Below are 23,114 nucleotides of genomic sequence, written 5' to 3'. Positions count from 1 at the left end.
AAATTATGATAGGTATTTTTTGAATCTGTCTTTTTTATATTGTGGTACAGATTCATTTGCCATAAACAGGTCGAGAAGTTCTTTCGATTTTATGTTGGCAAACATCAGTTCATAAAATTGTTGAGTGGTGAGTGAGTTTTTTGATTTCTCTTTTAAAATCATTTCATCACCTTTTTTAACATGGCCTTCTTTAATTATTTTTACATACGTGCCAGGGTGATTATGCGCTATAAATTCTTTTAGTATTTTTTGACTTCCGAAACGTATACCCAATTTATAACAAGGCTCTCGTGGTTGGGATACCTGAACCAAGGCATCGCCAATTTCATAAATATCGCCGACACGTATTGTCGATTCATCGAGACCTTCAATCGTTAGGTTTTCACCAAACATTCCCCAATCCCATTTTAGTTCTGGGTATAAATTCTTCCAATAATCGTAGTAATCAGATGAAAATAGATAGCATGCCTTATTTATGCCACCGTGGTGTACACGGTCTATGATGGTATCATCCTTAACATCATCCTTGGTAAGGAAAAGGCTTTTTTCTGTGGGATATTTAAAGATTCCTGTTTGTTCGACCGTACCGTTCCATTCAAAAGTTACCGGTTTTCCGATGTTAGTAGAGATAATATTCATGCCCTAAATATACTAAACAATGATTTAAATATATTTATACCAACTTCAACAAAAAGGGTATCGTTAAAAAAGTATTTTTTACATTTATACAATGGCATTTTTAACATTTATACTATTTACAGGCTTTGTTGCTTTTTATGCTACATGGAAATTACGTAGAGACAAACTCGATACTCAAGATGGTTACTTTTTAGGAGGTAGGTCTTTAACCGGAATTGTAATTGCGGGGTCATTATTGTTGACCAATATATCTACAGAACATTTAGTAGGTATGAATGGTTCGGCATATAAAAATGGAGCTATGATTGTTGCTTGGGAGGTGACTTCGGCGTTAGCATTGGTGATAGGTGCTTTGTATTTTGCCCCTAAGTATTTGAAGATGGGGTTGACTACAATACCCGAGTATTTAGAAAAACGCTTTGATGGGTTGACCCGAACGTTGGTAGCATTATTGTTAATTATATCTTTTGTAGCTACATTATTACCCATAGTTCTTTATACCGGAGCGCTTAATATCGAGGCGATTTTTGAGATTTCAACCCTATTGAATGTAAGTCAAGAACAAGGAATATTTATAACCATTTTAATCGTTGGGGTTTTAGGAGCGGTTTATGCGATATTCGGAGGATTGAAAATGGTAGCGTATACCGATACAATTAATGGTTTTGGATTATTAGTCGCCGGTTTATTGGTGCCTATACTGGCATTATTAAGTATTGGTGAAGGTAATATGTTAAGCGGTTTAGAAATGGTTTTTAATAACAGTCCAGAAAAGTTTAATGTTATAAGTGATGAGTCTGGGGTTGGTGAGGGGGCGCGTACTGCGATATTGCCATTTGAAGTTTTATTTACTGGGTTGATGGTGAACCAACTTTATTTTTGGACCATGCACCAATCTATTATACAGCGGGTACTGGGAGCTGTTAATTTAAAGGAAGCTCAAAAGGGATTGTTGTTTACTGGTCTACTAAAAATATTGGTTCCACTGATTATCGTTTTACCAGGATTGATTGCATTTTATTATTTCGGAGAAACCTACTTCGATGATCAAGATAGTATATATCCGCTATTGGTTAAAAAAGTAATGCCCTTATGGCTCACAGGTTTTTTCGTGGCAGTTATGATGGGTGCAATATTGAGTACGTTCAATAGTGCTTTGAACAGTGCTGCAACTGTATTCAGCTTGGGTATATTTAAACGGTATATAAATAAGAATATTGGTGAACTTAAATTAGTAAGAATTGGAAAGTTGACTTCGGCAATTCTTGCCATATTTGCTATCGCCATTGCGCCTTTTGTTGCCAATGCACCAGAAGGACTTTATCAACTTTTACAAGAACTAAATGGAATTTTCTTTATTCCTATTGCGAGTGTTATTATAGCAGGTTTCTTATTTCCTAGGGTTACAGCCACTGGTGCTAAATTTGGTTTATTATTCGGCTTACTGTTTTATGTTATCATGAATTTTGGTTTCGAAATCAATCTTCATTTTGTACATATTTGGGGTTTAGAATTTGTTCTTAACATAATAGTCATGCATTTGGTTTCATACTTTTTCTCAAAAGAGGATAAATTTGAAATGAAAGACGCTGGAAAACTGGATTTAAAACCGTGGAAATATGCTAAGCCATTTAGCTTATTTTTAGTGGTATTTACAGTGATTCTGTATGTTCTTTTGGGTAGTGTTTAAAATTTTAGTATTATTTGAATCATTAAATTAATTTGAAAACCATGGAAAAAAAAATATTTAGAGACTATGATGCACCAGATATATCTGTTGCGGTAAAAGAACATTACCGTAAAATGAGGAAAAACCAAACGTTAGATTATGTGCAGCATATGCATAAGAAATATTTAGCGTTCGATAAGCCTATGGGACTATGGGATGCTATGCGGCATTTAAATAATCTTATTGATGTTAGTGATCCAGATATTAATCTACCTAACATTCAGCATTTAATACAAAGTGCCGAAGCTATACGAGCAGATGGTAGACCCGATTGGATGCAATTAACAGGTTTGATTCATGATTTGGGGAAAGTAATGTTTTTAAAAGGTTGTGATGAAGACGGTACCAGTCAAGATGAGCAATGGGGTATGGTTGGCGATGTTTTCATTGTAGGTTGTAAATTACCGGACTCCTGTGTTTATCCGGAATTCAATAGTTTGAATAAAGATATGCACAATGAAAAATACAATACACCAACAGGAATTTACCAAAAAGGTTGTGGTATAGATAATGTTGATTTAGCGTGGGGCCACGATGAATATTTGTATCAGGTTCTAAACAATCATAAAACTAATACATTACCTGCAGAGGCAATGGTGATGATACGTTACCACTCTTTTTATCCATGGCATTCTGGTGGAGCTTATCAAGAAATTGTAAATGAGAAAGATGCCGGGTATTTACAAATCATCAAAGATTTCAATACATACGATCTTTATACTAAGAGCCAGAAGATTTATAATTTAGAAGATGTGCTTGATTACTATCGGCCAATTGCTGAAAAATATTTGGGTAGCGGACCAATATACTGGTAGTCCGATTAAAAAAATAATTAAAAAAACCGCTTCAGTTATGAAGCGGTTTTTTAATTCACTGAATATTACTACACGTTATTTCACCATCTCGTAGCTTCGTTTAATAAACTCTGTCAAGTCTTTACCTTTAAGTAAACCTTTAGTTAGTTTGGCTAAGTCTAATGATTGATTGACCAAACGTTCCTTTTTCTTGGCTGTTTTTGTAGTTAATATTTCACTAACTAACGCATGGTTTGTATTAACGATAAGGTTATACATTTCTGGCATAGCACCCATGCCGAACATACCACCTCCGCCACCGGTTTGCTGCATCTCTTTCATACGACGCATAAACTCTGGCTCTGTAATGGTAAAAGGTGATGCATCACTATCCATAGCTTCTAATTGTACGGTATAGCTGCTTTTTTCTCCTATTACTTTTTCTAATTCGGTTTTTAAAGTTTCCTTTTCTTCATCAGACAATTTGGAAATCTGAGTTTCCTCTTTTTGAATCAACTTATCAATATGATCTGCATCTACACGGGCAAAGGATATTTTCTCCTTAGAACCTTCTAGTTTTTGCATTAAATGGCCTATGATAGGAGAATCCAATAAAAGTACCTCATACCCTTTAGCCGTTGCAGTTTCTATATAACTGTGCTGTGCTTCTTTGTCAGACGCATAAAGAAGAACCAAATTGTCATCTTTATTGGTTTGGGTGTCCTTTAGTTTTTCTTGCAACTCATCAAAAGTGTAGAACGCTCCATCTACCGTCGGGTAAAGCGCAAACTTATCTGCCTTTTCAAAGAATTTATCATCAGAAAGCATACCATATTCAATAACGATTTTAATATCGTTCCACTTTGCTTCAAATTCTTCTCGGTTATTTTTGAATAACGAGTTCAATTTGTCGGCTACTTTTTTACTGATGTATGAAGATATCTTCTTTACTGCACCATCGGTTTGTAGGTAGGATCGTGATACGTTCAATGGAATATCTGGCGAATCTATTACTCCACGCAACATAGTCAAGAACTCAGGAACAATTCCTTCAACATTATCAGTTACAAAAACTTGGTTTTGATATAATTGAATTTTATCTTTTTGTTGGTTTAGATCATTTGAAAGTTTCGGAAAATAGAGAATTCCAGTAAGGTTAAAAGGATAGTCAACATTCAAATGTATGTGGAACAATGGTTCCTCAAACTGCATAGGATAAAGCTCTCTGTAAAAACTTTTATAATCATCTTCCTTTAAATCTGCAGGTTGCTTAGTCCAAGCCGGATTAGGATTATTAATGATGTTGTCTACTTCTTCAGTAGGTGCTTTATCTTCTTCTTTAGCGCCTTCTGGTTTTGGTAAAGTTTCAGTTTTAGTACCGAACTTAATTGGAATAGGCATGAACTTATTATACTTGTTCAGCAAACTACTAATTTTACCTTCCTCTAAAAATTCCGTACAATCATCTGCTATATGAAGAATAATTTCAGTACCACGGTCTTCCTTAGTAGCCTCCTCCATAATAAATTCAGGAGAGCCATCACATGACCATTTTACTGCTGGTTCATCTTTATAACTCTTTGTTATGATTTCAACTTTATGAGCAACCATAAAAGCAGAATAGAAACCTAATCCAAAATGGCCTATAATACCTGAATCTTTTGCAGCATCTTCATACTTATTCAAAAACTCTTCAGCTCCAGAAAAAGCTACTTCGTTAATATATTTTTTCACTTCCTCTTCGGTCATACCAAGACCTTGATCTATAATATGTAGTTTTTTACCTTCTTTGTCAATTTTAACTTCAATAAGTGGATTGCCGTATTCAACCTTAGCCTCGCCAATGGTCGTTAAGTGCTTTAATTTTATCGTCGCATCTGTTGCATTTGAAATTAATTCTCTTAAAAAAATTTCATGATCACTATACAAGAATTTCTTGATGAGTGGAAAAATGTTGTCTACCGACACATTAATTTTACCTGTTGCCATATGTTATATTTTTTACGCCACAATGCTTGTGGTTATTCTATTATATTAATTAATATAGAATTAGAGAGTCAAAAAAAATACCACACTTACAGTTTGTGACAAACTGACAGTAATACGCGCTATTAAAGTTTAACAAAAATTTTTGTTTATGAATTGATTAAAAAGATTAAACATAATGTATATTTGTAGTGTGGTTATAAAAATTGCAATGAAAAAGATTTTTAACACATAATCACATGTTGATTATTTATTGGTTGGGTTGTTATAAAGCGTGCTATTAATTAATAGCACGCTTTTGCTTAACACTAATTAATGTTAAAAAACACTGTTGAATATGCCATCGGCATCGCACTTTAAAAATTAATGTCATATGTCTGCTAAAACAAAAAAAATAACTAAAGAGTCAATAGTGTCTATGTTTATGGATTATGTTTTGGAACATGAGAAAGTTCCAAAATCGGTATATAAGTTTTGTAAGGTCAATAAAATAGTTGAATCAGATTTTTATCTTCATTTTGGTTCAATCAGTGCCATTGAAAAAGGTATTTGGTCATCTTTCTTTGTCAACACTATAACAGTAATGAAAAAGAATGAAGAGTATCATGATTTTACCAATAGGGATAAAATGCTCACCTTCTTTTACACTTTTTTTGAGGTATTGACATTAAATAGAAGTTATGTTTTGTTCGTTATCGAAAACTCCAATAATTCGCTTAAGAATATTGGTCAATTGAAAGGTCTTAGAAAAGATATTAAGGTATTTGCGAAAGAGTTAATCGATGCCGGTAATGAGAATAAAAACTTGAAGTTGATAAAGCATAATCCTCAGTTGTTTTCGGAAGGAGCATGGCTTCAATTTATGTTCTTATTGAATTTTTGGAAGTCTGATGATTCTGCCGGTTTTGAAAAAACAGATATTGCTATTGAAAAATCGGTCAATACTATTTTCGATGTGTTCGATAACACACCGTTGGAAAATTTACTCGATTTTGGAAAATTTCTCTATAAAGAAACATTTGTTTAACTCTTAGGATTTGCGATTTGAAAACACTAGATAATATACCTACAGGAAAGATTGAGCGAGCCAGTAAATTGGTGAGCACTGGTGCTAAAATAGGGGGTAATTATGCTAAATATTTTAGCAAGAAAATTATCAATCCAGAAATTACTAGAGATGAGTTGAATGAGAATAACGCTACGGATATATATGATGGATTAAAATCACTTAAGGGTAGCGCACTAAAAGTCGCCCAAATGTTGAGCATGGAGAAAAACTTGCTTCCCACTGCATATGTAGACAAGTTTTCACTTTCTCAATTTTCTGTTCCTCCCTTATCTGCACCTTTGGTTCGTAAAACGTTCAAGAAATATTTAGGCAAATATCCAGAAGAAGTCTTTGATACCTTTGAAAAGGAGTCAATCAATGCCGCAAGTATTGGTCAAGTGCATAAAGCAACAAAAGATGGTAGAAATCTGGCGGTGAAAATTCAATATCCAGGTATTGCACAAAGCATAAGTAGTGATTTGGCATTAGTGAAACCAATTGCTATGCGTATGTTTAACCTTAAAGGGAAAGACTCTGATAAATACTTTAGGGAAGTTGAATACAAGTTAATTGAGGAAACTAATTATTGGTTAGAACTAACTCAAAGTAAAGAAATCACGGAAGCTTGTAAGGCTATAGCTCATATGAAATTCCCAAATTATTATGAGGATCTTTCAAGCGAGCGAATAATTACGATGGACTGGATGACCGGTATACATTTAGGGGAATTTACCAAAACAGATTTTTCTCAGAAAACGGCAAACAAATTAGGTCAGGCACTTTGGGATTTTTATATGTTCCAAATTCATGGTTTAAGAAAAGTACACGCCGATCCTCACCCAGGTAATTTTTTAGTAAATGATAACGAAGAATTAATAGCAATCGATTTCGGGTGTATTAAGGAAGTGCCAGATTCATTTTACATACCCTATTTTGAACTAGCAAAACCTGCGAGCTTATCTAACGATACTATTTTTACAGATAAGTTATACGAGTTGGAAATTTTGGTTGCTACCGATAAACCAGACGATATTATATTTTTTAAATCTCTTTTTCATGAGCTATTAAGTCTCTTTACATCACCTTTTCATAAAGAGGAGTTCGATTTTGGAAATGAGGTATTTTGGGGTCAACTAGCAGATTTGGGTGAACATTTAGCTTCTGACAAACAGATTCGAAAGATGAATGGTAATAGAGGGTCAAAGCACTTTCTTTATATGAATCGTACTTTTTTTGGACTTTATAATCTACTGCACGACCTAAGAGCGAATATTAACGTAAACAACTACAAGAAATATTTGAACTAAAATTTCAGAAAACATCCTTGTTGATAGTGTTTGTTACATTTTTAATGCTGATTCTTAATTCTTGTTTATATTGCAATACTAATTCGGCCTGAAATCCATCAGGTTAAAAACGCGACTATGTATAATTCAAAAATAATTGGTCTAGGTCATTATGTTCCTGATAATGTAGTGACGAATGATGATTTGTCAAAAAAGATGGATACGAATGATGCTTGGATTCAAGAACGTACCGGCATTAAAGAGAGAAGGCATGTAATAAGTGGCGATGGTGATACAACAACGACAATGGGTGTTAAAGCTGCTAAGATTGCCATAGAACGAGCAGGGATTGATAAGGACGATATTGACTTTATCGTTTTTGCTACGTTAAGTCCCGATTATTATTTCCCTGGCCCCGGAGTTTTGGTGCAGCGAGATTTAGGAATCAAAACTGTAGGAGCCTTAGATGTCCGTAATCAATGTTCGGGTTTTATATATGCTATTTCTGTTGCGGATCAGTATATTAAAAGTGGAATGTACACTAACGTACTAGTAATCGGTTCGGAGCTACATTCTCATGGTTTAGATATGACTACAAGGGGTAGGAACGTTTCTGTTATTTTTGGAGATGGAGCCGGCGCAGCCGTATTAAGTAGAGAAGAAGATGCTTCAAAAGGGATTCTATCGACACATTTACATTCTGAAGGTCAGCATGCCGAAGAACTGTCATTAATCGCACCAGGTATGGGTAATAGATGGGTGACTGATATTATTGAAGATAATGACCCTAATGATGAATCGTACTTTCCTTATATGAATGGACAATTTGTATTTAAAAATGCAGTAGTTCGTTTTAGCGAGGTTATCGTTGAAGGATTACAAAAAAATAACTTGAAAGCTACTGATATTGATTTATTGGTGCCACATCAAGCCAATCTTAGAATAGCGCAATTTATTCAAAAGAAATTTAAGTTATCTGATAATCAAGTATTTAACAATATCATGAAATATGGTAATACAACAGCTGCATCGATTCCTATTGCACTAACTGAAGCGTGGGAGGCCGGTAAAGTTAATGAGGGTGATTTAGTTGTCTTGGCAGCATTTGGTAGCGGTTTCACTTGGGGTAGCGTAATTATAAGATGGTAAATGAAGAACCCATGGCACTGCCATGGGTCCTATATAATTTTACCTAATAAGAAAAAACCAACCAATCTTCTGCACTAGATATCCTTATACACTATAATAGACGCAATTACGTATAGATTGTTACGTATTACATGTGAAATTTTTCGATGGGTTATTTTTTTATAACCTATATATTAAGAGTTGATAGTTTTAAAAGTTGAAGCCCGAACATTCCAAAATAAATTGGAAGCCGGGCTTCAAATGCTGATAGGCTATACTAAACACTAACCATTAACTATAAACATATAGCGTTATCAACAATTTTTTTTAAATACTCAAAAGAGTATTTAACTTTGCGAATAGATGAAATATTGCGCAACTTGTACCAATTCAAGCAAATTTTAACACCTTTTATTATTTTGAAAAAGACCTTAGTTTTTGGAGCATCCTTAAAACCAAACCGTTATAGCAATTTGGCTATAGTAAAACTTGTTGCCTCAGGTGTAGAAACACTTGCTTTCGGATTAAAAACAGGAAGTGTTTCTGGAGTTGACATCAGTACTAGTTTTGACAAAAGTAATGATATTCATACAATAACACTGTATTTAAACTCTAAAAGGCAAGAAGAATACTACAATAAAATCATAGCTCTGGCTCCAAAGCGGGTGATTTTTAATCCAGGTACGGAAAACCCCGAATTTTATACCCTACTTAAAAATGAAGGTATAGAGGTTGATGTTGCCTGTACATTGGTTCTTTTGAGTACAGGTCAATACTAATCGTAAAAGACTTCCAACTCACCTTAATTTATAACTACAGGTCGCTTTTCTCGAATAAGCCAAAGACCAATAAATGTCAGTAGTCCATTTAATGGTAAGAGTTCATATCCAAACATATAGCCTCCAATATATTCACTTGGTATTTTGGCTAAAACGAGAATTGTAGACAAGCAAATTAGTGCTACCAACCATACATACTTATCTTTAACCTTGTACTTTGTGAAAATACCAAATGAGAATAAACCTAATAAAGGGCCATAGGTATAAGAGGCAACAGTAAGTAGGCCATCTATTACATTTCTATCCAAAATATATTTAAAGGAAATAACTACAAGAATTAGCATCACACTCATACCAATGTGCGTGATTCGACGAATTTTTTTTGCTTCTTTCTGTGGTTTTTTTTCAGTGTTAAGAAAATCGACACAAAACGAAGTTGTGAGCGAAGTTAATGCGCTATCTGCGCTACTATAGGCTGCAGCTATCAAACCTAACATAAAGGTTACGGCGACAGTAATACCCAAACCACTATTTAATGCGATTTCTGGAAAGAGTAAGTCAGATTTTGGTGTGCCATCCATCATCGGCAATGCGATTTGATGGGCATCAGCATAAATGAACAATAGAGCACCAAGCAACATAAAAACAAAAGTTACCACCACCAACACAATACTAAAGCTAACCATGTTTTTCTGTGCTTCTCCTAAATTTTTGCAAGTCAAGTTTTTTTGCATCATATCTTGATCAAGTCCCGTCATACAAATGGTGATGAACATGCCGCCTAAAAAGGATTTTACCAAGTGGTTTTTAGAGAAAAAATCATCTGTAAATATGGTTTTACTGTATTGGTCCAATTCTGAAGAATTTAAAAACTCCATGAAAGTCCAGTCCATTTTATCCAGTATAAAATAAATGGAAAGCCCAACAGATACAAGCATGAATAGGGTCTGTAAAGTATCTGTCCAGACTATTGTTTTTATTCCGCCTCTAAAGGTATAAACCCAAATAAGTAAAATGGAAAGTGTCACCGTAATCTCAAAAGGTATGTTCCATGCATCAAATACAAATTGTTGAAGTACGATAGCGACCAAAAATAAACGGAATGCTGCTCCGAGCACTCTAGATATGAAAAAGGAAATTGCACCAACCTTGTAACTTACGAATCCAAATCGGTCATCTAAATACTCGTAAATAGAGGTTACGTTTTGTTTGTAGTAAATAGGGAGGAGGACAAATGCGGTAACCATATATCCAAGAAAGTACCCGAAAACGACTTGCATATAACTGAATTGGGAAGCATCTACCCAGCCAGGAACCGATATAAAAGTGACACCAGATAATGACGCGCCCACCATGCCGAAGGCAACTAAATACCAAGGCGATTGTTTTCCTGCTTTAAAGAAATCTTCATTCGAATCGTTTTTACCGGTGAAATAGGAGATAATCAAAAGCAGAACGAAGTATCCGGATATCAATAGTAAAATGTGGGAGGCATTCATTGTTTATAATTTGGCGGCAAATTACAAAAAGTTACAGGACGTGTTAGGATAAGATGAAAAGGTTGTGCTTGAATGTATAATTCCTGAATTTAGATAATAAAGCATTCTAATTTTTCTGGTGACCTATTTTTTGATACCTTTTCATGGTACAAACTGTAAAATTGTAAATAAATGAGTCAAGTATATTTTTTAAGGGATAAGGCAATGTTAGGTTTAATCGTGTTGTTTTTGTGTTTCACAAACATATTGTCTGGTCAGGAGAATTTAATGGTAGATAAAAAGATTGAAAAAGAAGTTGTTAAATTGTTGAAAGATAAAAGTATAAAGAATGCTTTTGAATATATAGAATCTATTGAAGTGGAAACGAACAAAAACTTAATTGAATTAACACAAATAGCAGCTCCACCTTTTTTAGAAGCGGAAAGAGCATTAGCCTTAAAGAAAATGTTTGTCGATGCTGGTGCCGATAATGTTTCGATAGATGAAGTCGGAAATGTAATTGCCATTAAAAAAGGCATTGAAGGAGGAAAGGTGATTGTATTGGATGCGCATTTGGATACTGTTTTTCCAGAAGGGACCAATGTTATGGTACAGCAAAAAGGAGATACGTTGTTTGCTCCGGGAATTGGAGATGATACGAGAGGACTATCGATGTTGCTGGCAATTTTTAAAGCTATGAAGAATTCGAATATCAAGACCAAGGCAGATATTTGGTTTGTAGCTACGGTAGGTGAAGAAGGCTTGGGAGATTTAAGAGGTGTCAAGCATCTATTCAGAGATGATGCACCAAAAATAGATTCGTGGATTTCAATAGATGGTGGTGAAATAGGAAGAGTAAATAATGCTGGTTTAGGGTCGGTTAGGTATAAAGCATTGTTTATGGGTAAAGGGGGGCATTCTTGGGGTGCTTTCGGATTGGCAAATCCGCATCACGCCATAGGTTATGCTATTAAAGAGTTTACAGAAAATGCAAAAAAATATACGGATGAAGGACCTAAGACTAGCTTTAATATTGGAAGAATAGGTGGTGGAACTTCTGTGAATTCAATTCCCTTTGAATCTTGGATGGAAGTTGATATGCGATCGGTAGATAGTAATAGATTGATTAAAATGGATCGCATTTTTAAAGAATCTATGCAGATTGCTTTAGAGGAATATAACAACTCTGGCGTAGAAGACCAGATTACTATGGAGTTAATTAAAATAGGGGATAGGCCATCAGGAGAACTTGCATTGGATACTCCACTAGTGCAACGAGCAATTAGTGCAACAATGCTATTTGGTTATGACCCAAGCCTTACTAGAGGCTCGACCAATAGTAATATTCCTATTTCCATAGGCATTCCCGCAGTTACAATTGGAAGAGGCGGTATAGGGGGCGGTGCCCATTCCCTAAATGAATGGTGGCTTAATAAGAATGGGGTAGAGGCAATTAAATTAGCCTTGTTGTTGACGGTAGCCGAAGCTGGTTATGACAAATAATTCGGTAAGGAGTAAGTATAAATATTCTCGATTAAACCGTTTATTAATTTTATTGTGCTACTGAGATTTCAAAGACAGTAGTTCATTTTGTTTACTTTCTCAAAATTAATTTTTGTGTGAGCTGTTCGGTATATTTTTCAACTTTAATCGTAAATTTATACCCAATATAGCCTATGGATTTTTCATCAAAATTATTAGAAAGCGCAGTGTATGAAGTATCGCAATTGCCAGGTATTGGTAAGCGTACTGCATTGCGTTTGGTATTACACTTATTAAAACAACCAGAACAACGTACAGAGAATCTTTCTAACTCATTGGTTGATTTAAGAAGTAAGATACAGTTCTGCGATAATTGCCATAATATTTCAGATACTAGTGTATGTGAAATTTGTGCGAATCCAAAAAGGGATGATGCTTTGGTTTGCGTTGTGGAGGATATTAGGGACGTAATGGCAATAGAAAATACCGGACAGTTTAGAGGAAAATATCATGTGCTTGGGGGTAAAATATCACCAATGGAAGGTATCGGACCTCAAAATTTGAAAATCGGGTCCCTTGTGGAGAAAGTTAAAAAAGGAGTAATAAAAGAACTGATTTTTGCGTTGAGTTCTACAATGGAAGGGGATACAACTAATTTCTATATTTTTAGACAAATTGAAGGATTGAAGGTGAAAACATCTACTATTGCCAGAGGTATTGCCGTTGGTGATGAACTTGAGTACGCAGATGAGGTTACTTTAGGTAGAAGTATCTTGAACCGGGTACCTTTTGAAGGTTCCTTGCGGCAAGATTAGTTCTTGTAATTGAGTTATAATATCAGTTAATGGGCATTAATTTTATTATTTTTGCAAAATATACATATAATAGAAGCTATAAATTATCGATATGTCAAAATTTGAATTGAAACTGCCGCGCATGGGAGAGAGTGTTGCAGAAGCAACATTAACGACTTGGTTGAAAGAGGTAGGGGATACTATTGAGATGGATGAGGCCATTTTTGAAATTGCTACAGATAAAGTCGATAGTGAGGTACCTAGTGAGGTTGAAGGTGTATTAATAGAGCGATGCTTTAAAGTTGATGATATTGTTAGGGTAGGGCAGACTGTAGCTATTATTCAGATTGATGGGGATGCTGATGCGACAGATGTCTCAGCAATTGTAGATAAATCAAAAGAAGAAGAGCCAGTACAGGAAGAGATGGTAACTGCAGCTGAAGAAGCAGTAATCAAAGCCAAGGCTGATAGTGCTTTGGCACCAAAATTAGTTATAGGAGATTCAGATCGATTTTATTCACCGTTGGTTAAAAATATCGCTAAAGAAGAAGGTATTTCTTTCGAAGAGTTAGAGTCAATTTCGGGCACAGGAAAAGATGATAGGGTTACTAAAGATGATATTTTAGGATATGTGAAAAATGGAGGCAGTTCAGCTTCTGCCAAAGTTGCGGCTCCAGAAAAACAAAAAACGCCTCTAATTGTTTCAGATAGTGTAGCGCCTGCACCGGTAAAATCTGTTGAAACTGCTTCTGAAAAACCTAAAGTAAAGACTTCTGGCGGTGATGAGGTGATCGCCATGACCAGAATGGGCAAGTTAATAGCTAAGCATATGACAGATAGTGTGTCAACATCTGCACATGTTCAAAGTTTTATCGAAGTTGATGTCACCAATATTGTGAATTGGCGTAATAAGATGAAAGATGATTTCATGAAAAGGGAGGGGGAAAAATTAACATTTACCCCAATTTTTTTAGAGGCTGTGGCCAAAGCGCTGAAGAAATACCCAATGATGAATATTTCGATTGATGGAGATACCGTTATTAAAAAGAAAAATATAAATATTGGTATGGCCGCGGCACTTCCCAGTGGTAACCTTATAGTTCCAGTGATTAAGAATGCGGATCAATTAAATTTGGTGGGCATGGCTAAGGTTGTAAATGACTTGGCGGATCGTTCAAGAAACAATGCCTTAAAACCAGATGAAGTACAAGGAGGAACCTATACAGTAACCAACGTAGGTACTTTTGGTAGTGTTTTTGGTACTCCGATTATCAATCAGCCACAGGTAGGTATTTTGGCATTAGGGGCGATTAGAAAGATACCTTCCGTTATTGAGACGGCAGAGGGTGATTTTATAGGTATCCGTAGTAAAATGTACTTATCGCACAGTTACGACCACAGAGTTGTTAATGGGGCATTAGGTAGTATGTTTGCGAAAGCAATAGCAGATTATTTAGAAGCTTGGGATGTAAACCGTGAAATTTAATTAAAGTCGACTTATTTAGCGGTGGTAGTATTTGCTGCGTTTTGGAATACAATTATCTTTACGACTTTTTAATTATCTGTTTCCTATGCTCTCTTACTCTTATCGTACAATTACCTTTTTATTACTTTGCATTATATCCACTATTTCAGTTCGATCACAAGAATTGGAAAAGGAACCTGTACGTCTTTTTACCGATTGTAACTGCGAAAAAAATTATATACGTCAAGAAATTGGCTATGTGAATCACGTACGCGACCAATCTCAAGCAAATGTTCAACTATTTATTTACGATGTAGCAAACGGTAGCGGGGGAAGAACCTATTCGTTGGACTTTAAAGGAATAGGCACTTTCGAAAATATCGTTGGAACCTTAGCTTACGAAACAACTGCAACCATGACTTCCGATGAGGTGAGAAAGGGTTTAGTGGCAAAAATTAAGTCGGGATTGTTAAAGTATCTTTTGGAATCTAATGTGGCTGAAGAAATCACCTATTCTGTTAATACAGATGGTATTGGTGAAATCATGAATATTGAAATTGAAGATCCTTGGAACAATTGGCTCTTTGAAGTATACGGTGAGGCTGAGTTGGACAAGGAAACGAGTAGAAATGCGTTTGAATATGAACTGGGTTTTGAAAGTGATCGGGTAACTGAAAAATGGCGAATAAGGGTAGATTTGGAAATGAACGAAGCAAGAAGCGAGTTCAAACAAGATGGTGAAACCTTTACCAGTGAGCGTTTAAGGTATTCTGGTGACGCCAGTGTAGTGCGAAGTTTAACGGATCATTGGTCGGTTGGTGTTTTTGGTGGTACAACTCATAATACATTTACTAATTTAAATTTTCGGGGCTATCTAAATCCGGCTTTAGAATATAATATTTTCCCTTACCGAGAGGTGTTGCGCCGCGAGATTGTTTTTGCCTATCGTATTGGGTATTTTTATAATGATTATATAGATGCCACCGTATTTGGATTGCAAGAAGAGGGGATTTTCAATCACTCGTTAGATGTGCAACTTAGGTATAGGCAACCATGGGGAAATGTCTATAGTAGATTGCGAGGTTCCACTTTTTTAGAGGATTTTAAGAAAAACAGGATTCAGTTGTACAGCAGATTGTCTGTAAGGGTATTTAAGGGTTTGGCAGTCACTTTTTCTGGTAATTTTGAGGTGATACGCGATCAAATTAATTTGCCTGCAGGTGATGCATCTATTGAAGATGTATTATTACAGCAAAAGCAAATTGCTACAGATTATGAACTTGGGTTTCGAGTAGGGATTAGTTATACGTTTGGTTCCGCCTTTAATAACATAATTAATACCCGTCTATAAATTGTTAGGTATTTTTATCACTCTATTAATTGTATTTTTAAAATAAATTTAAACAGATGTAGCCTATTAGCGTTCAAGGAACGAAAAGGTATCTTTGTCAAAAGTTAAACTTGTATGGAATTAAAACTTACCAGACCGATTTGTTTTTTTGATTTAGAAACAACTGGTATCAATGTAGCAAAGGATCGTATTGTTGAAATAGCAATATTAAAGGTATATCCGAATGGAAATAAGGAAAGTAAAACGTGGTTGGTAAATCCAGAAATGGTGATACCTGATGAGGTTATTGCGGTGCATGGCATAACGAATGAAAAGGTTGCAAATGAACCAACGTTTAAGAAGCTTTCTAAAGAAATTTATCAGATAATTAAAGATGCTGATTTAGGCGGATTTAATTCTGACCGATTTGATATTCCATTGTTAGCAGAAGAGTTATTGCGTGCAGATATCGATTTCGATATGAAAAATACGGTTTCGGTAGATGTGCAGACAATTTTCCATAAAATGGAGAAACGTACGTTAGAAGCTGCTTATAAATTTTATTGTGATAAGGATTTGATAGATGCGCATAGTGCTGCAGCTGATACTAATGCAACGTATGAGGTGTTGCTTTCTCAATTGGATAGATATCCTGATTTGGAAAATAACATAAAGAAACTTTCTGAATTCTCAAGAAGAAAACTATCGGTAGATTTTGCAGGGTTTATCGCCATGGACGAAGATGGCGAAGAGGTCTTTTCATTTGGTAAACATAAAGGTAGAAAAGTACATGATGTACTTGAAAAAGAGCCTGGTTATTTTGGTTGGATGCTAAATGCTGATTTTCCATTGTACACCAAAAAAATCCTTACTCAAATTAAGTTGAGCAAACTCAATAATAAATTAAGTTGAATTTTATAATAGCGCCCAATGAAAATACTATGTATCGGTAGAAACTACGCTGCACACATTGCGGAACTTGAAAATGAAAGACCAGAGGAGCCAATCATTTTTATAAAACCAGACTCGTCGGTATTACCTAAGAAACAAGACTTTTATATTCCTGAATTTTCAAATGATATTCATTATGAGGTTGAGGTTTTAGTGAAAATAAAAAAAGTAGGCAAGCATATTAGTGAAGCGTTTGCGCCGTCTTATTATGATGAAATCGGATTGGGAATTGATTTCACTGCGCGAGACTTACAAGCGAAATTAAAGGAAAAAGGTTTGCCATGGGAAAAGGCAAAAGGATTTGATGGTGCTGCCGTGATAGGTGAGTGGCTTCCAAAAACCCTTTTTGAGAATATTAATAACTTAAATTTTAAGTTGTTAAAGAACGATGAAGTGGTACAACAAGGAAATACAAGTTTGATGCTTTGGAAGATAGATGAGATTATCGCCTACGTTTCAACTTTCTTCATGCTAAAAAAAGGAGATATAATTTTTACTGGAACTCCTGCCGGTGTTGGGAAAATAAGTCCAAATGACTATCTTTCGGGTAGCTTGGAGAACAAGGAGCTTTTTACCTTAAAAATTAAATAATGATTTATAACCTGGATAAAATTAATGAGATGGCAGAGGGTGATCAGGATTTTATAAATTCTGTAATATCTGTTTTTTTAGAAGAAGTTCCTGAGGATTTAGATTTATTGGAAAAGGCATTGCTTGCCAAAGACTATGGTCAAGTGTATCAGCTAGCGCATAAAATAAAGCCTAACGTTGATTTGTTGGGAATGGAGCAAACCCGTGCAATTGCTTTAGAATTAGAATCTTTAGGTAAGGAAGAAGGTAATATGGCTGAAATGGAAAAAATGTTTCCATTGCTTAAAACCGATATCAACCAGGTTGTTTCCGAGTTGAAAAAAGACTTCAATTTATAATGTTTGCAGAGATAATAACTATTGGCGATGAAATCCTCATTGGTCAAATTGTTGATACCAACTCTGCATTTATAGCTAAAGAGCTTAATAAGATTGGGATTTCAGTATATCAGATAACTTCTGTTCAAGACGAACGTACCCATATTTTAAATGCGTTTAGCGATGCTGCAAAGCGGGTTGATATTGTGCTCGTAACTGGTGGGCTGGGTCCAACCAAGGATGATATTACCAAACATACCTTTTGTGAGTTTTTTAATGATGAACTTGTTGAAAATGCTTCGGTATTGGCTCATGTCGAAGAGCTTTTTGCTAAATATATTACTTCTACCCCAATATCGGATATTAATCGAAAACAAGCCTTGGTGCCTAGTAGGGCAGAGGTATTGCATAATACGAATGGTACTGCTCCTGGTATGTGGATGCATCAAGATAATGTCACCTTTATTTCTATGCCTGGGGTTCCTTTCGAGATGAAGCGTTTAATGGTAGACTCGGTAATTCCGAAACTTTCAGCATTTTACAAAAGACCACATATCATTCATAGAACAATCGTAACCTATGGTTTGGGTGAAAGCTCAATTGCAAAACGTATCGAGTCATGGGAAGATAGTCTTCCACCGAATATAAAATTGGCTTATTTGCCTAATTTAGGAAAAGTGAGACTGCGATTATCGGCAAAAGGCCCTGAATATGCCGTTTTGGCAGCTGCTGTTGATACAGAGTGTGAAAAGCTTTATCCGCTTATCAAAGACATAATGTTTGGTTTAGAAGATGATGAAACCCTACCGGAAGTAATAGCAAAATTGCTCACAAAAAGGAATTTGACGATTTCTACCGCCGAAAGTTTTACGGGTGGTAAGATTGCGGAAAGCATAACATCGATTTCGGGCGCTTCTAAGTACTTTAAAGGTAGTGTGGTAAGTTATGCTACAGAAACAAAAATCGACGTTCTTAAGGTCCCTTTTGAGGTTATTGAGGAGTATTCTGTGGTAAGTGCAGAGGTGGCGACAGCAATGGCGAAGGGGGTGAGGGAATTGATGAAAACAGATTTTTCAATAGCTACTACAGGAAATGCTGGCCCGACGAAAGGTGATTCGAATGCAGCGGTTGGAACTATATTTATTGCCGTTGAAGGTGCGGGGTTGCATGTGGTGCAAGAATTTCAAATGGGAAGCAATCGAGAGCGCATTGTGGAAAAGGCTGTAAATAAGGCGTTTGAGATGCTTCAAAAAGAAATTTTAAAAATGTGATATTTTATGTTGCCTGAACGATAAAAATAATATAAATTTGCACCCTGTTTAAAAGAAAAAGTCAGCACGATGTCAAAAGTATGTGAAATTACGGGGAAGAAGGCGATGTTTGGAAACAATGTATCATTTTCAATCAATAAGACAAGAAGAAGATTTGATGTTAATTTATCAAAGAAACGTTTTTACATTCCAGAAGAAGACCGATGGATAACGCTTAAGGTCTCTACTAGAGCTTTAAAGAGTATCAATAAAAAAGGTATATCTGCTGTTTTGAAAGAAGCAAAAGCAAAAGGATTAGTTATTAAGTAATCTGGAAAATATAGCGTAAGATGGCAAAGAAAGGCAATAGAATACAAGTGATATTAGAATGCACTGAGCATAAAGAATCTGGACAACCAGGTACTTCAAGATATATTACTACCAAAAATAAGAAGAACACTCCTGAGAGGTTGGAAATTAAAAAATTCAACTCTGTTCTTAAGAGAATGACCGTTCATAAAGAAATTAAATAGATTTTCGTTTAGCGAAAATCATAAAAAAATAAGTCATGGCTAAGAAGACCGTAGCAAGTTTACAGACAAGTTCGAAAAGATTGACAAAAGCAATAAAAATGGTTAAGTCATCAAAATCTGGTGCTTATATTTTTGTTGAACAAGTAATGGCACCAGAATCGGTGGATGCTTGGATTGCCAAGAAATAAGAGAAATAACTTTTATAGTTATTGTGAGCCCCTTTCATACGAAAGGGGCTTTTTAAGTTTTATATTTGAGTAACCATAGTTTTGACAATGAGCTTATTTAAAAAAATATTTTCTACACAGAAAAAAGAAACCTTGGATAAAGGTTTGGAAAAAACCAAAACCAACTTTTTCTCAAAATTAGGAAAGGCGGTTGCTGGTAAGTCTAAAGTTGACGATGACGTACTGGACAATCTAGAAGAAGTTTTAGTCTCTTCAGATGTTGGAGTAGATACTACATTGAAAATAATTGAAAGAATTGAAGCGAGAGTAGCTCGTGATAAGTATGTAGGTACCGATGAACTTAATGGAATTCTACGTGAAGAGATTGCAGGTCTTTTATCTGAAACTAATCATGACAACGACAATACAGGTTTAAAATTACCAACAGATAAGAAACCTTATGTGATTATGGTGGTTGGTGTAAATGGAGTTGGTAAAACTACAACGATAGGTAAACTTGCATATCAATATAAAAAGCAAGGCTTAAAAGTTGTTTTGGGTGCTGCCGATACGTTTAGGGCAGCGGCTATAGACCAATTACAGGTTTGGGCGGATCGTGTAGATGTACCGATAGTAAAACAACAGATGGGTAGTGATCCAGCTTCGGTTGCTTTTGATACGTTGAGTTCTGCCCTAGTTCAAGATGCAGATGTAGTAATCATAGATACGGCAGGTCGTTTACATAACAAGGTTAATTTAATGAATGAATTGACTAAAGTTAAGCGCGTAATGCAAAAGGTTATTGAGAATACACCACATGAAGTATTATTGGTGTTGGATGGTTCAACAGGTCAAAATGCCTTTGAACAGGCTAAGCAGTTTACGAAGGCTACAGAGGTAACAGCATTGGCCATTACAAAATTAGACGGTACCGCTAAAGGAGGGGTGGTGATAGGTATTTCAGACCAGTTTAAAATTCCGGTTAAGTATATTGGTGTTGGTGAAGGAATCGAAGATTTACAAGTGTTCAATAAGCACGAATTTGTAGATTCTTTCTTTAAAATTTAAGTTGGTTAGATTCATTCTTCCCTTTTTTGCTTTTGCTGGTCGCAGATGAGCCACCCCAAAGCAATTTTTTTTCTGTAATGGAACAGGAAGTTGGCCTCTCGAAAATTACAGTTGAATATTCTAGAACAGCTGTGCGAGAGCTTTTATTGTTTGGTTATCAGCCAAATGGCAAGCCTAGTTTGGTGCCTTATAGTACTATTTGGAGGTTAAGCGCTAATGAATCAACAAAAAAACGTTTGACACAGATGTTCGTCTTGGAGACCAAAAACTTCTAAAAGGTACGTATGCCTTATATGCTTTTCCTAAAGAAAAAGAATGGCAAATTGTATTCCATAAAATACTAGGCATTGGGGAGATGGGAGAACTACTTATGATGAAAAGGGCGATGCCTTAAGAATAGGTATGGCACCGATTGAATCTTTAGCATTTCAATTGTATTTTTTGATTTCGTTTGATTCCATTAATTATGATGAAATCAAAATCGTTTGGAAGTAGGGGGAGCTAAAGTATTTATTCTGATTAAAGTGGATACGCAGTTGTTTATGCAGGCACAGATTTAAAATAAATACTGCCCCAATGGCCTAGACCTATTATGAAATAGCAAGGTATTATCAGGAACATGGAATGAGTTAAGGCGAGTCTCTGAAATTTGTAAATACAGCCATTAAAATGTGTGGTGATACGTATTATTTTTATTGAGTAAAATCTTTAATTTTAGCCGATATGTATAACTATTCCGGTGCAATTGAAGCAGCTAAAGCTTCAATGGAATTAGTGGAAAAAGAGAAGAAAGATGAGTTTGTGCGATTAAATACGAACAACTTAAACGATTGGAAAAATTATTCAATTAAAAAATAAATGAACTTTATGAAAAAGCTTTTAGGGTTGGTGGCTATCATTTTGTTAAGTGCTTGCAAGGATAAGCAAAATACTATGAAAGAAAAACTTGTTTTATGGACTCCATATAATGATTCTGTCGATGTTGCGGCAAATGCAGATCATGAAAAGGGGCGTATGCAGTATAAATTGATTCAATCTAAAGTGCTTGATAAAAACGAAATCTTTAGGCCTTTATATGATGAGGTTTCTAAGTTAAGTGAAGAAAAGTATAAAGCATTGGTTCCAATGATTTTGGAACAGAATATTTTCACTATTCGTCATCATATTGAAGAGAATGAACTTACGTATGAAGACTTGGTGCTATTTTATTTGTATCGTATTTACAAATATGAATTAAACAATGCTACCACCTTGAATACGATTATAGCATTAAATAAAGATGTAGTAGATGCAGCACGTAAGTTAGATGTAGAAAAAAAGATGGGAACAGCTTCACAAATACAACATCCTATTTATGGCATGCCTATTTTATTAAAAGATAACATCAACACGGTTGGTATGAAAACCACTGCTGGATCAATATCCTTAATGAATAATGAAGTAGAGGATTCTTTTATAGTAAAGGAGTTAAAAAAGAATGGTGCGCTAATTTTGGGTAAAGTCAATTTGAGTGAATGGGCTTATTTTTTATGTTCTGGCTGTCCTGTTGGGTATAGCGCATATGGTGGTCAAACGTTGAACCCTTATGGTCGTCGAGTTTTTGAAACTGGTGGGTCAAGTTCAGGTAGTGGTACTGCTGTTGCTGCTAATTATGCTGTCGCTGCAGTTGGCACAGAAACTTCAGGTTCTATATTATCACCAAGTAGTCAAAACTCAGTGGTAGGTTTGAAGCCAACAATCGGATTGTTAAGTCGCTCTGGGATAGTTCCTATTTCTAGTACGTTAGATACTCCTGGTCCAATGACAAAAAATGTGGTAGATAATGCTATTTTATTATCCGCTATGCTAGGTTATGATGTATCTGACTCAAAATCGGTAGACGAAGATTTTCCGGGAATTTTATCCGCAGGTTTGCATCCTGAGCCATTTAAGAAAATGAAGCTTGGGGCTTTTGCCGAATTAATGGAAAGTGATCGTATTTATAAGAAAACTATAGAAAACTTAAAAGCTGCGGGAGCCACTATAATAGAGTTTACTCCGCCAGAAATGGATATGGATGGGTTTCTAAGCATTTTGAACATTGATATGCGTAATGATTTGCCTGCTTATCTGAAAACAAACTCAAATTCGAAATTGGTGAAAGTTAGCTCGGTTGCAGATGTTGTTGCTTTTAACCTGAGTTCGATTAATAATATTTGATTATTATGCAACAAAAAAGATAGATTTTCAGTAAATTAAAGTGTTGAAATTCAATTCATTAATCTAAAAATCTATCTATGGTAATCTACTCTAAAGTTAC

General features: G+C 35.3%; 23 protein-coding genes and 1 pseudogene. 21 read left to right on the top strand and 3 right to left on the bottom strand.

What is annotated here, in order from left to right; all coding sequences use genetic code 11:
- Nucleotides 1-3: 3 nt before the first annotated feature.
- Entirely contained in the window at nucleotides 4-639 is a 636-nt protein-coding gene (locus tag ES765_RS17150; protein WP_138115572.1) for an MOSC domain-containing protein, read from the bottom strand.
- A gap of 91 nt (nucleotides 640-730) precedes the next feature.
- Here ES765_RS17150 and ES765_RS17145 point away from each other — a divergent pair, with 91 nt between their 5' ends.
- Together ES765_RS17145 and ES765_RS17140 are read left to right on the top strand one after the other, a co-directional pair.
- Nucleotides 731-2,329: a solute:sodium symporter family transporter gene (locus tag ES765_RS17145; RefSeq protein WP_138115571.1), complete on the top strand. Its 1,599-nt coding sequence runs from the start codon at nucleotides 731-733 to the stop codon at nucleotides 2,327-2,329.
- A 41-nt stretch (nucleotides 2,330-2,370) separates the two neighbouring features.
- Complete coding sequence (locus ES765_RS17140; protein ID WP_138115570.1) at nucleotides 2,371-3,183, top strand: inositol oxygenase family protein; 813 nt, start codon at nucleotides 2,371-2,373, stop codon at nucleotides 3,181-3,183.
- Between the two features lie 75 nt (nucleotides 3,184-3,258).
- Here ES765_RS17140 and htpG read toward each other — a convergent pair whose 3' ends face one another.
- Nucleotides 3,259-5,151, bottom strand: coding sequence for a molecular chaperone HtpG (gene htpG / locus ES765_RS17135; RefSeq protein ID WP_138115569.1), 1,893 nt, complete (start codon nucleotides 5,149-5,151; stop codon nucleotides 3,259-3,261).
- A 370-nt stretch (nucleotides 5,152-5,521) separates the two neighbouring features.
- Here htpG and ES765_RS17130 point away from each other — a divergent pair, with 370 nt between their 5' ends.
- The 4 genes from ES765_RS17130 (at nucleotide 5,522) to ES765_RS17115 (ending at nucleotide 9,389) form a co-directional block, all read left to right on the top strand.
- Nucleotides 5,522-6,175 carry a TetR family transcriptional regulator C-terminal domain-containing protein gene (locus ES765_RS17130; RefSeq protein ID WP_138115568.1) on the top strand — a complete coding sequence of 218 codons (654 nt, stop codon included), beginning with the start codon at nucleotides 5,522-5,524 and terminating at the stop codon, nucleotides 6,173-6,175.
- Nucleotides 6,176-6,192: 17 nt separating this feature from the next.
- Nucleotides 6,193-7,503, top strand: coding sequence for an ABC1 kinase family protein (locus ES765_RS17125; protein WP_138115567.1), 1,311 nt, complete (start codon nucleotides 6,193-6,195; stop codon nucleotides 7,501-7,503).
- A gap of 117 nt (nucleotides 7,504-7,620) precedes the next feature.
- On the top strand, nucleotides 7,621-8,631 hold the full coding sequence (locus ES765_RS17120) for a 3-oxoacyl-ACP synthase III family protein (protein WP_138115566.1): 1,011 nt from the start codon (nucleotides 7,621-7,623) through the stop codon (nucleotides 8,629-8,631).
- Nucleotides 8,632-9,029: 398 nt separating this feature from the next.
- Complete coding sequence (locus ES765_RS17115; protein WP_138115565.1) at nucleotides 9,030-9,389, top strand: CoA-binding protein; 360 nt, start codon at nucleotides 9,030-9,032, stop codon at nucleotides 9,387-9,389.
- 23 nt (nucleotides 9,390-9,412) lie between these two features.
- Here ES765_RS17115 and ES765_RS17110 read toward each other — a convergent pair whose 3' ends face one another.
- Nucleotides 9,413-10,888, bottom strand: a complete 1,476-nt coding sequence (locus tag ES765_RS17110) for a sodium:solute symporter (protein ID WP_138115564.1) — start codon at nucleotides 10,886-10,888, stop codon at nucleotides 9,413-9,415.
- Nucleotides 10,889-11,059: 171 nt separating this feature from the next.
- Here ES765_RS17110 and ES765_RS17105 point away from each other — a divergent pair, with 171 nt between their 5' ends.
- The 15 genes and pseudogenes from ES765_RS17105 (at nucleotide 11,060) to ES765_RS17035 (ending at nucleotide 23,014) form a co-directional block, all read left to right on the top strand.
- Nucleotides 11,060-12,370 (top strand): M20/M25/M40 family metallo-hydrolase, encoded by a 1,311-nt coding sequence (locus tag ES765_RS17105; protein ID WP_212744257.1) that lies wholly within the window; start codon nucleotides 11,060-11,062, stop codon nucleotides 12,368-12,370.
- Nucleotides 12,371-12,543: 173 nt separating this feature from the next.
- Nucleotides 12,544-13,164, top strand: coding sequence for a recombination mediator RecR (recR, locus tag ES765_RS17100; RefSeq protein ID WP_138115563.1), 621 nt, complete (start codon nucleotides 12,544-12,546; stop codon nucleotides 13,162-13,164).
- A 91-nt stretch (nucleotides 13,165-13,255) separates the two neighbouring features.
- Nucleotides 13,256-14,629, top strand: a complete 1,374-nt coding sequence (locus ES765_RS17095) for a dihydrolipoamide acetyltransferase family protein (protein ID WP_138115562.1) — start codon at nucleotides 13,256-13,258, stop codon at nucleotides 14,627-14,629.
- Between the two features lie 163 nt (nucleotides 14,630-14,792).
- Complete coding sequence (locus ES765_RS17090; RefSeq protein ID WP_171017346.1) at nucleotides 14,793-15,959, top strand: DUF481 domain-containing protein; 1,167 nt, start codon at nucleotides 14,793-14,795, stop codon at nucleotides 15,957-15,959.
- A 114-nt stretch (nucleotides 15,960-16,073) separates the two neighbouring features.
- Nucleotides 16,074-16,850, top strand: coding sequence for a 3'-5' exonuclease (locus ES765_RS17085; protein ID WP_138115560.1), 777 nt, complete (start codon nucleotides 16,074-16,076; stop codon nucleotides 16,848-16,850).
- 18 nt (nucleotides 16,851-16,868) lie between these two features.
- The gene (locus ES765_RS17080) at nucleotides 16,869-17,480 is read left to right on the top strand and encodes a fumarylacetoacetate hydrolase family protein (RefSeq protein ID WP_138115559.1); all 612 of its coding nucleotides are present in this window, start codon (nucleotides 16,869-16,871) and stop codon (nucleotides 17,478-17,480) included.
- Nucleotides 17,480-17,818: an Hpt domain-containing protein gene (locus ES765_RS17075; RefSeq protein ID WP_138115558.1), complete on the top strand. Its 339-nt coding sequence runs from the start codon at nucleotides 17,480-17,482 to the stop codon at nucleotides 17,816-17,818. Before ES765_RS17080 ends, ES765_RS17075 begins: the two co-directional genes overlap by 1 nt.
- Entirely contained in the window at nucleotides 17,818-19,068 is a 1,251-nt protein-coding gene (locus tag ES765_RS17070; RefSeq protein ID WP_138115557.1) for a competence/damage-inducible protein A, read from the top strand. The genes ES765_RS17075 and ES765_RS17070 overlap by 1 nt, the downstream gene beginning before the upstream one ends.
- Nucleotides 19,069-19,137: 69 nt before the next feature.
- Complete coding sequence (rpmB, locus tag ES765_RS17065; RefSeq protein ID WP_079512565.1) at nucleotides 19,138-19,377, top strand: 50S ribosomal protein L28; 240 nt, start codon at nucleotides 19,138-19,140, stop codon at nucleotides 19,375-19,377.
- Nucleotides 19,378-19,397: 20 nt separating this feature from the next.
- Nucleotides 19,398-19,580: a 50S ribosomal protein L33 gene (gene rpmG, locus ES765_RS17060; protein WP_138115556.1), complete on the top strand. Its 183-nt coding sequence runs from the start codon at nucleotides 19,398-19,400 to the stop codon at nucleotides 19,578-19,580.
- Nucleotides 19,581-19,615: 35 nt separating this feature from the next.
- On the top strand, nucleotides 19,616-19,768 hold the full coding sequence (locus tag ES765_RS17055) for a DUF4295 family protein (RefSeq protein ID WP_138115555.1): 153 nt from the start codon (nucleotides 19,616-19,618) through the stop codon (nucleotides 19,766-19,768).
- An 87-nt stretch (nucleotides 19,769-19,855) separates the two neighbouring features.
- Nucleotides 19,856-20,815, top strand: coding sequence for a signal recognition particle-docking protein FtsY (gene ftsY, locus ES765_RS17050; RefSeq protein WP_138115554.1), 960 nt, complete (start codon nucleotides 19,856-19,858; stop codon nucleotides 20,813-20,815).
- 77 nt (nucleotides 20,816-20,892) lie between these two features.
- A pseudogene (locus ES765_RS22990) lies at nucleotides 20,893-21,209 on the top strand (DUF2911 domain-containing protein).
- A 329-nt stretch (nucleotides 21,210-21,538) separates the two neighbouring features.
- Entirely contained in the window at nucleotides 21,539-21,673 is a 135-nt protein-coding gene (locus ES765_RS22615; RefSeq protein ID WP_262710693.1) for a hypothetical protein, read from the top strand.
- Nucleotides 21,674-21,682: 9 nt separating this feature from the next.
- On the top strand, nucleotides 21,683-23,014 hold the full coding sequence (locus ES765_RS17035; RefSeq protein WP_138115552.1) for an amidase family protein: 1,332 nt from the start codon (nucleotides 21,683-21,685) through the stop codon (nucleotides 23,012-23,014).
- Nucleotides 23,015-23,114: the final 100 nt, after the last annotated feature.

It is taken from the genome of Maribacter sp. ACAM166 (assembly GCF_005771495.1).
Lineage (GTDB): Bacteria > Bacteroidota > Bacteroidia > Flavobacteriales > Flavobacteriaceae > Maribacter.
The sequence above is the reverse complement of the archived record's forward strand: the minus strand, read 5'-3'. Positions and strand labels throughout refer to the sequence as shown.

What these genes read in the sequence shown, in the direction of transcription:
- ES765_RS17150 (WP_138115572.1), bottom strand. Translation starts at nt 639, where the DNA reads ATGAATATTATCTCTACTAACATCGGAAAACCGGTAACTTTTGAATGG.
- ES765_RS17120 (WP_138115566.1), top strand. Translation starts at nt 7,621, where the DNA reads ATGTATAATTCAAAAATAATTGGTCTAGGTCATTATGTTCCTGATAAT.
- ES765_RS17140 (WP_138115570.1), top strand. Translation starts at nt 2,371, where the DNA reads ATGGAAAAAAAAATATTTAGAGACTATGATGCACCAGATATATCTGTT.
- recR (WP_138115563.1), top strand. Translation starts at nt 12,544, where the DNA reads ATGGATTTTTCATCAAAATTATTAGAAAGCGCAGTGTATGAAGTATCG.
- ES765_RS17145 (WP_138115571.1), top strand. Translation starts at nt 731, where the DNA reads ATGGCATTTTTAACATTTATACTATTTACAGGCTTTGTTGCTTTTTAT.
- rpmG (WP_138115556.1), top strand. Translation starts at nt 19,398, where the DNA reads ATGGCAAAGAAAGGCAATAGAATACAAGTGATATTAGAATGCACTGAG.
- ftsY (WP_138115554.1), top strand. Translation starts at nt 19,856, where the DNA reads ATGAGCTTATTTAAAAAAATATTTTCTACACAGAAAAAAGAAACCTTG.
- ES765_RS17085 (WP_138115560.1), top strand. Translation starts at nt 16,074, where the DNA reads ATGGAATTAAAACTTACCAGACCGATTTGTTTTTTTGATTTAGAAACA.
- ES765_RS17070 (WP_138115557.1), top strand. Translation starts at nt 17,818, where the DNA reads ATGTTTGCAGAGATAATAACTATTGGCGATGAAATCCTCATTGGTCAA.
- ES765_RS17035 (WP_138115552.1), top strand. Translation starts at nt 21,683, where the DNA reads ATGAAAAAGCTTTTAGGGTTGGTGGCTATCATTTTGTTAAGTGCTTGC.
- ES765_RS17095 (WP_138115562.1), top strand. Translation starts at nt 13,256, where the DNA reads ATGTCAAAATTTGAATTGAAACTGCCGCGCATGGGAGAGAGTGTTGCA.
- ES765_RS17130 (WP_138115568.1), top strand. Translation starts at nt 5,522, where the DNA reads ATGTCTGCTAAAACAAAAAAAATAACTAAAGAGTCAATAGTGTCTATG.
- ES765_RS17055 (WP_138115555.1), top strand. Translation starts at nt 19,616, where the DNA reads ATGGCTAAGAAGACCGTAGCAAGTTTACAGACAAGTTCGAAAAGATTG.
- htpG (WP_138115569.1), bottom strand. Translation starts at nt 5,151, where the DNA reads ATGGCAACAGGTAAAATTAATGTGTCGGTAGACAACATTTTTCCACTC.
- ES765_RS17075 (WP_138115558.1), top strand. Translation starts at nt 17,480, where the DNA reads ATGATTTATAACCTGGATAAAATTAATGAGATGGCAGAGGGTGATCAG.
- ES765_RS17110 (WP_138115564.1), bottom strand. Translation starts at nt 10,888, where the DNA reads ATGAATGCCTCCCACATTTTACTATTGATATCCGGATACTTCGTTCTG.
- ES765_RS17105 (WP_212744257.1), top strand. Translation starts at nt 11,060, where the DNA reads ATGAGTCAAGTATATTTTTTAAGGGATAAGGCAATGTTAGGTTTAATC.
- rpmB (WP_079512565.1), top strand. Translation starts at nt 19,138, where the DNA reads ATGTCAAAAGTATGTGAAATTACGGGGAAGAAGGCGATGTTTGGAAAC.
- ES765_RS22615 (WP_262710693.1), top strand. Translation starts at nt 21,539, where the DNA reads ATGTATAACTATTCCGGTGCAATTGAAGCAGCTAAAGCTTCAATGGAA.
- ES765_RS17080 (WP_138115559.1), top strand. Translation starts at nt 16,869, where the DNA reads ATGAAAATACTATGTATCGGTAGAAACTACGCTGCACACATTGCGGAA.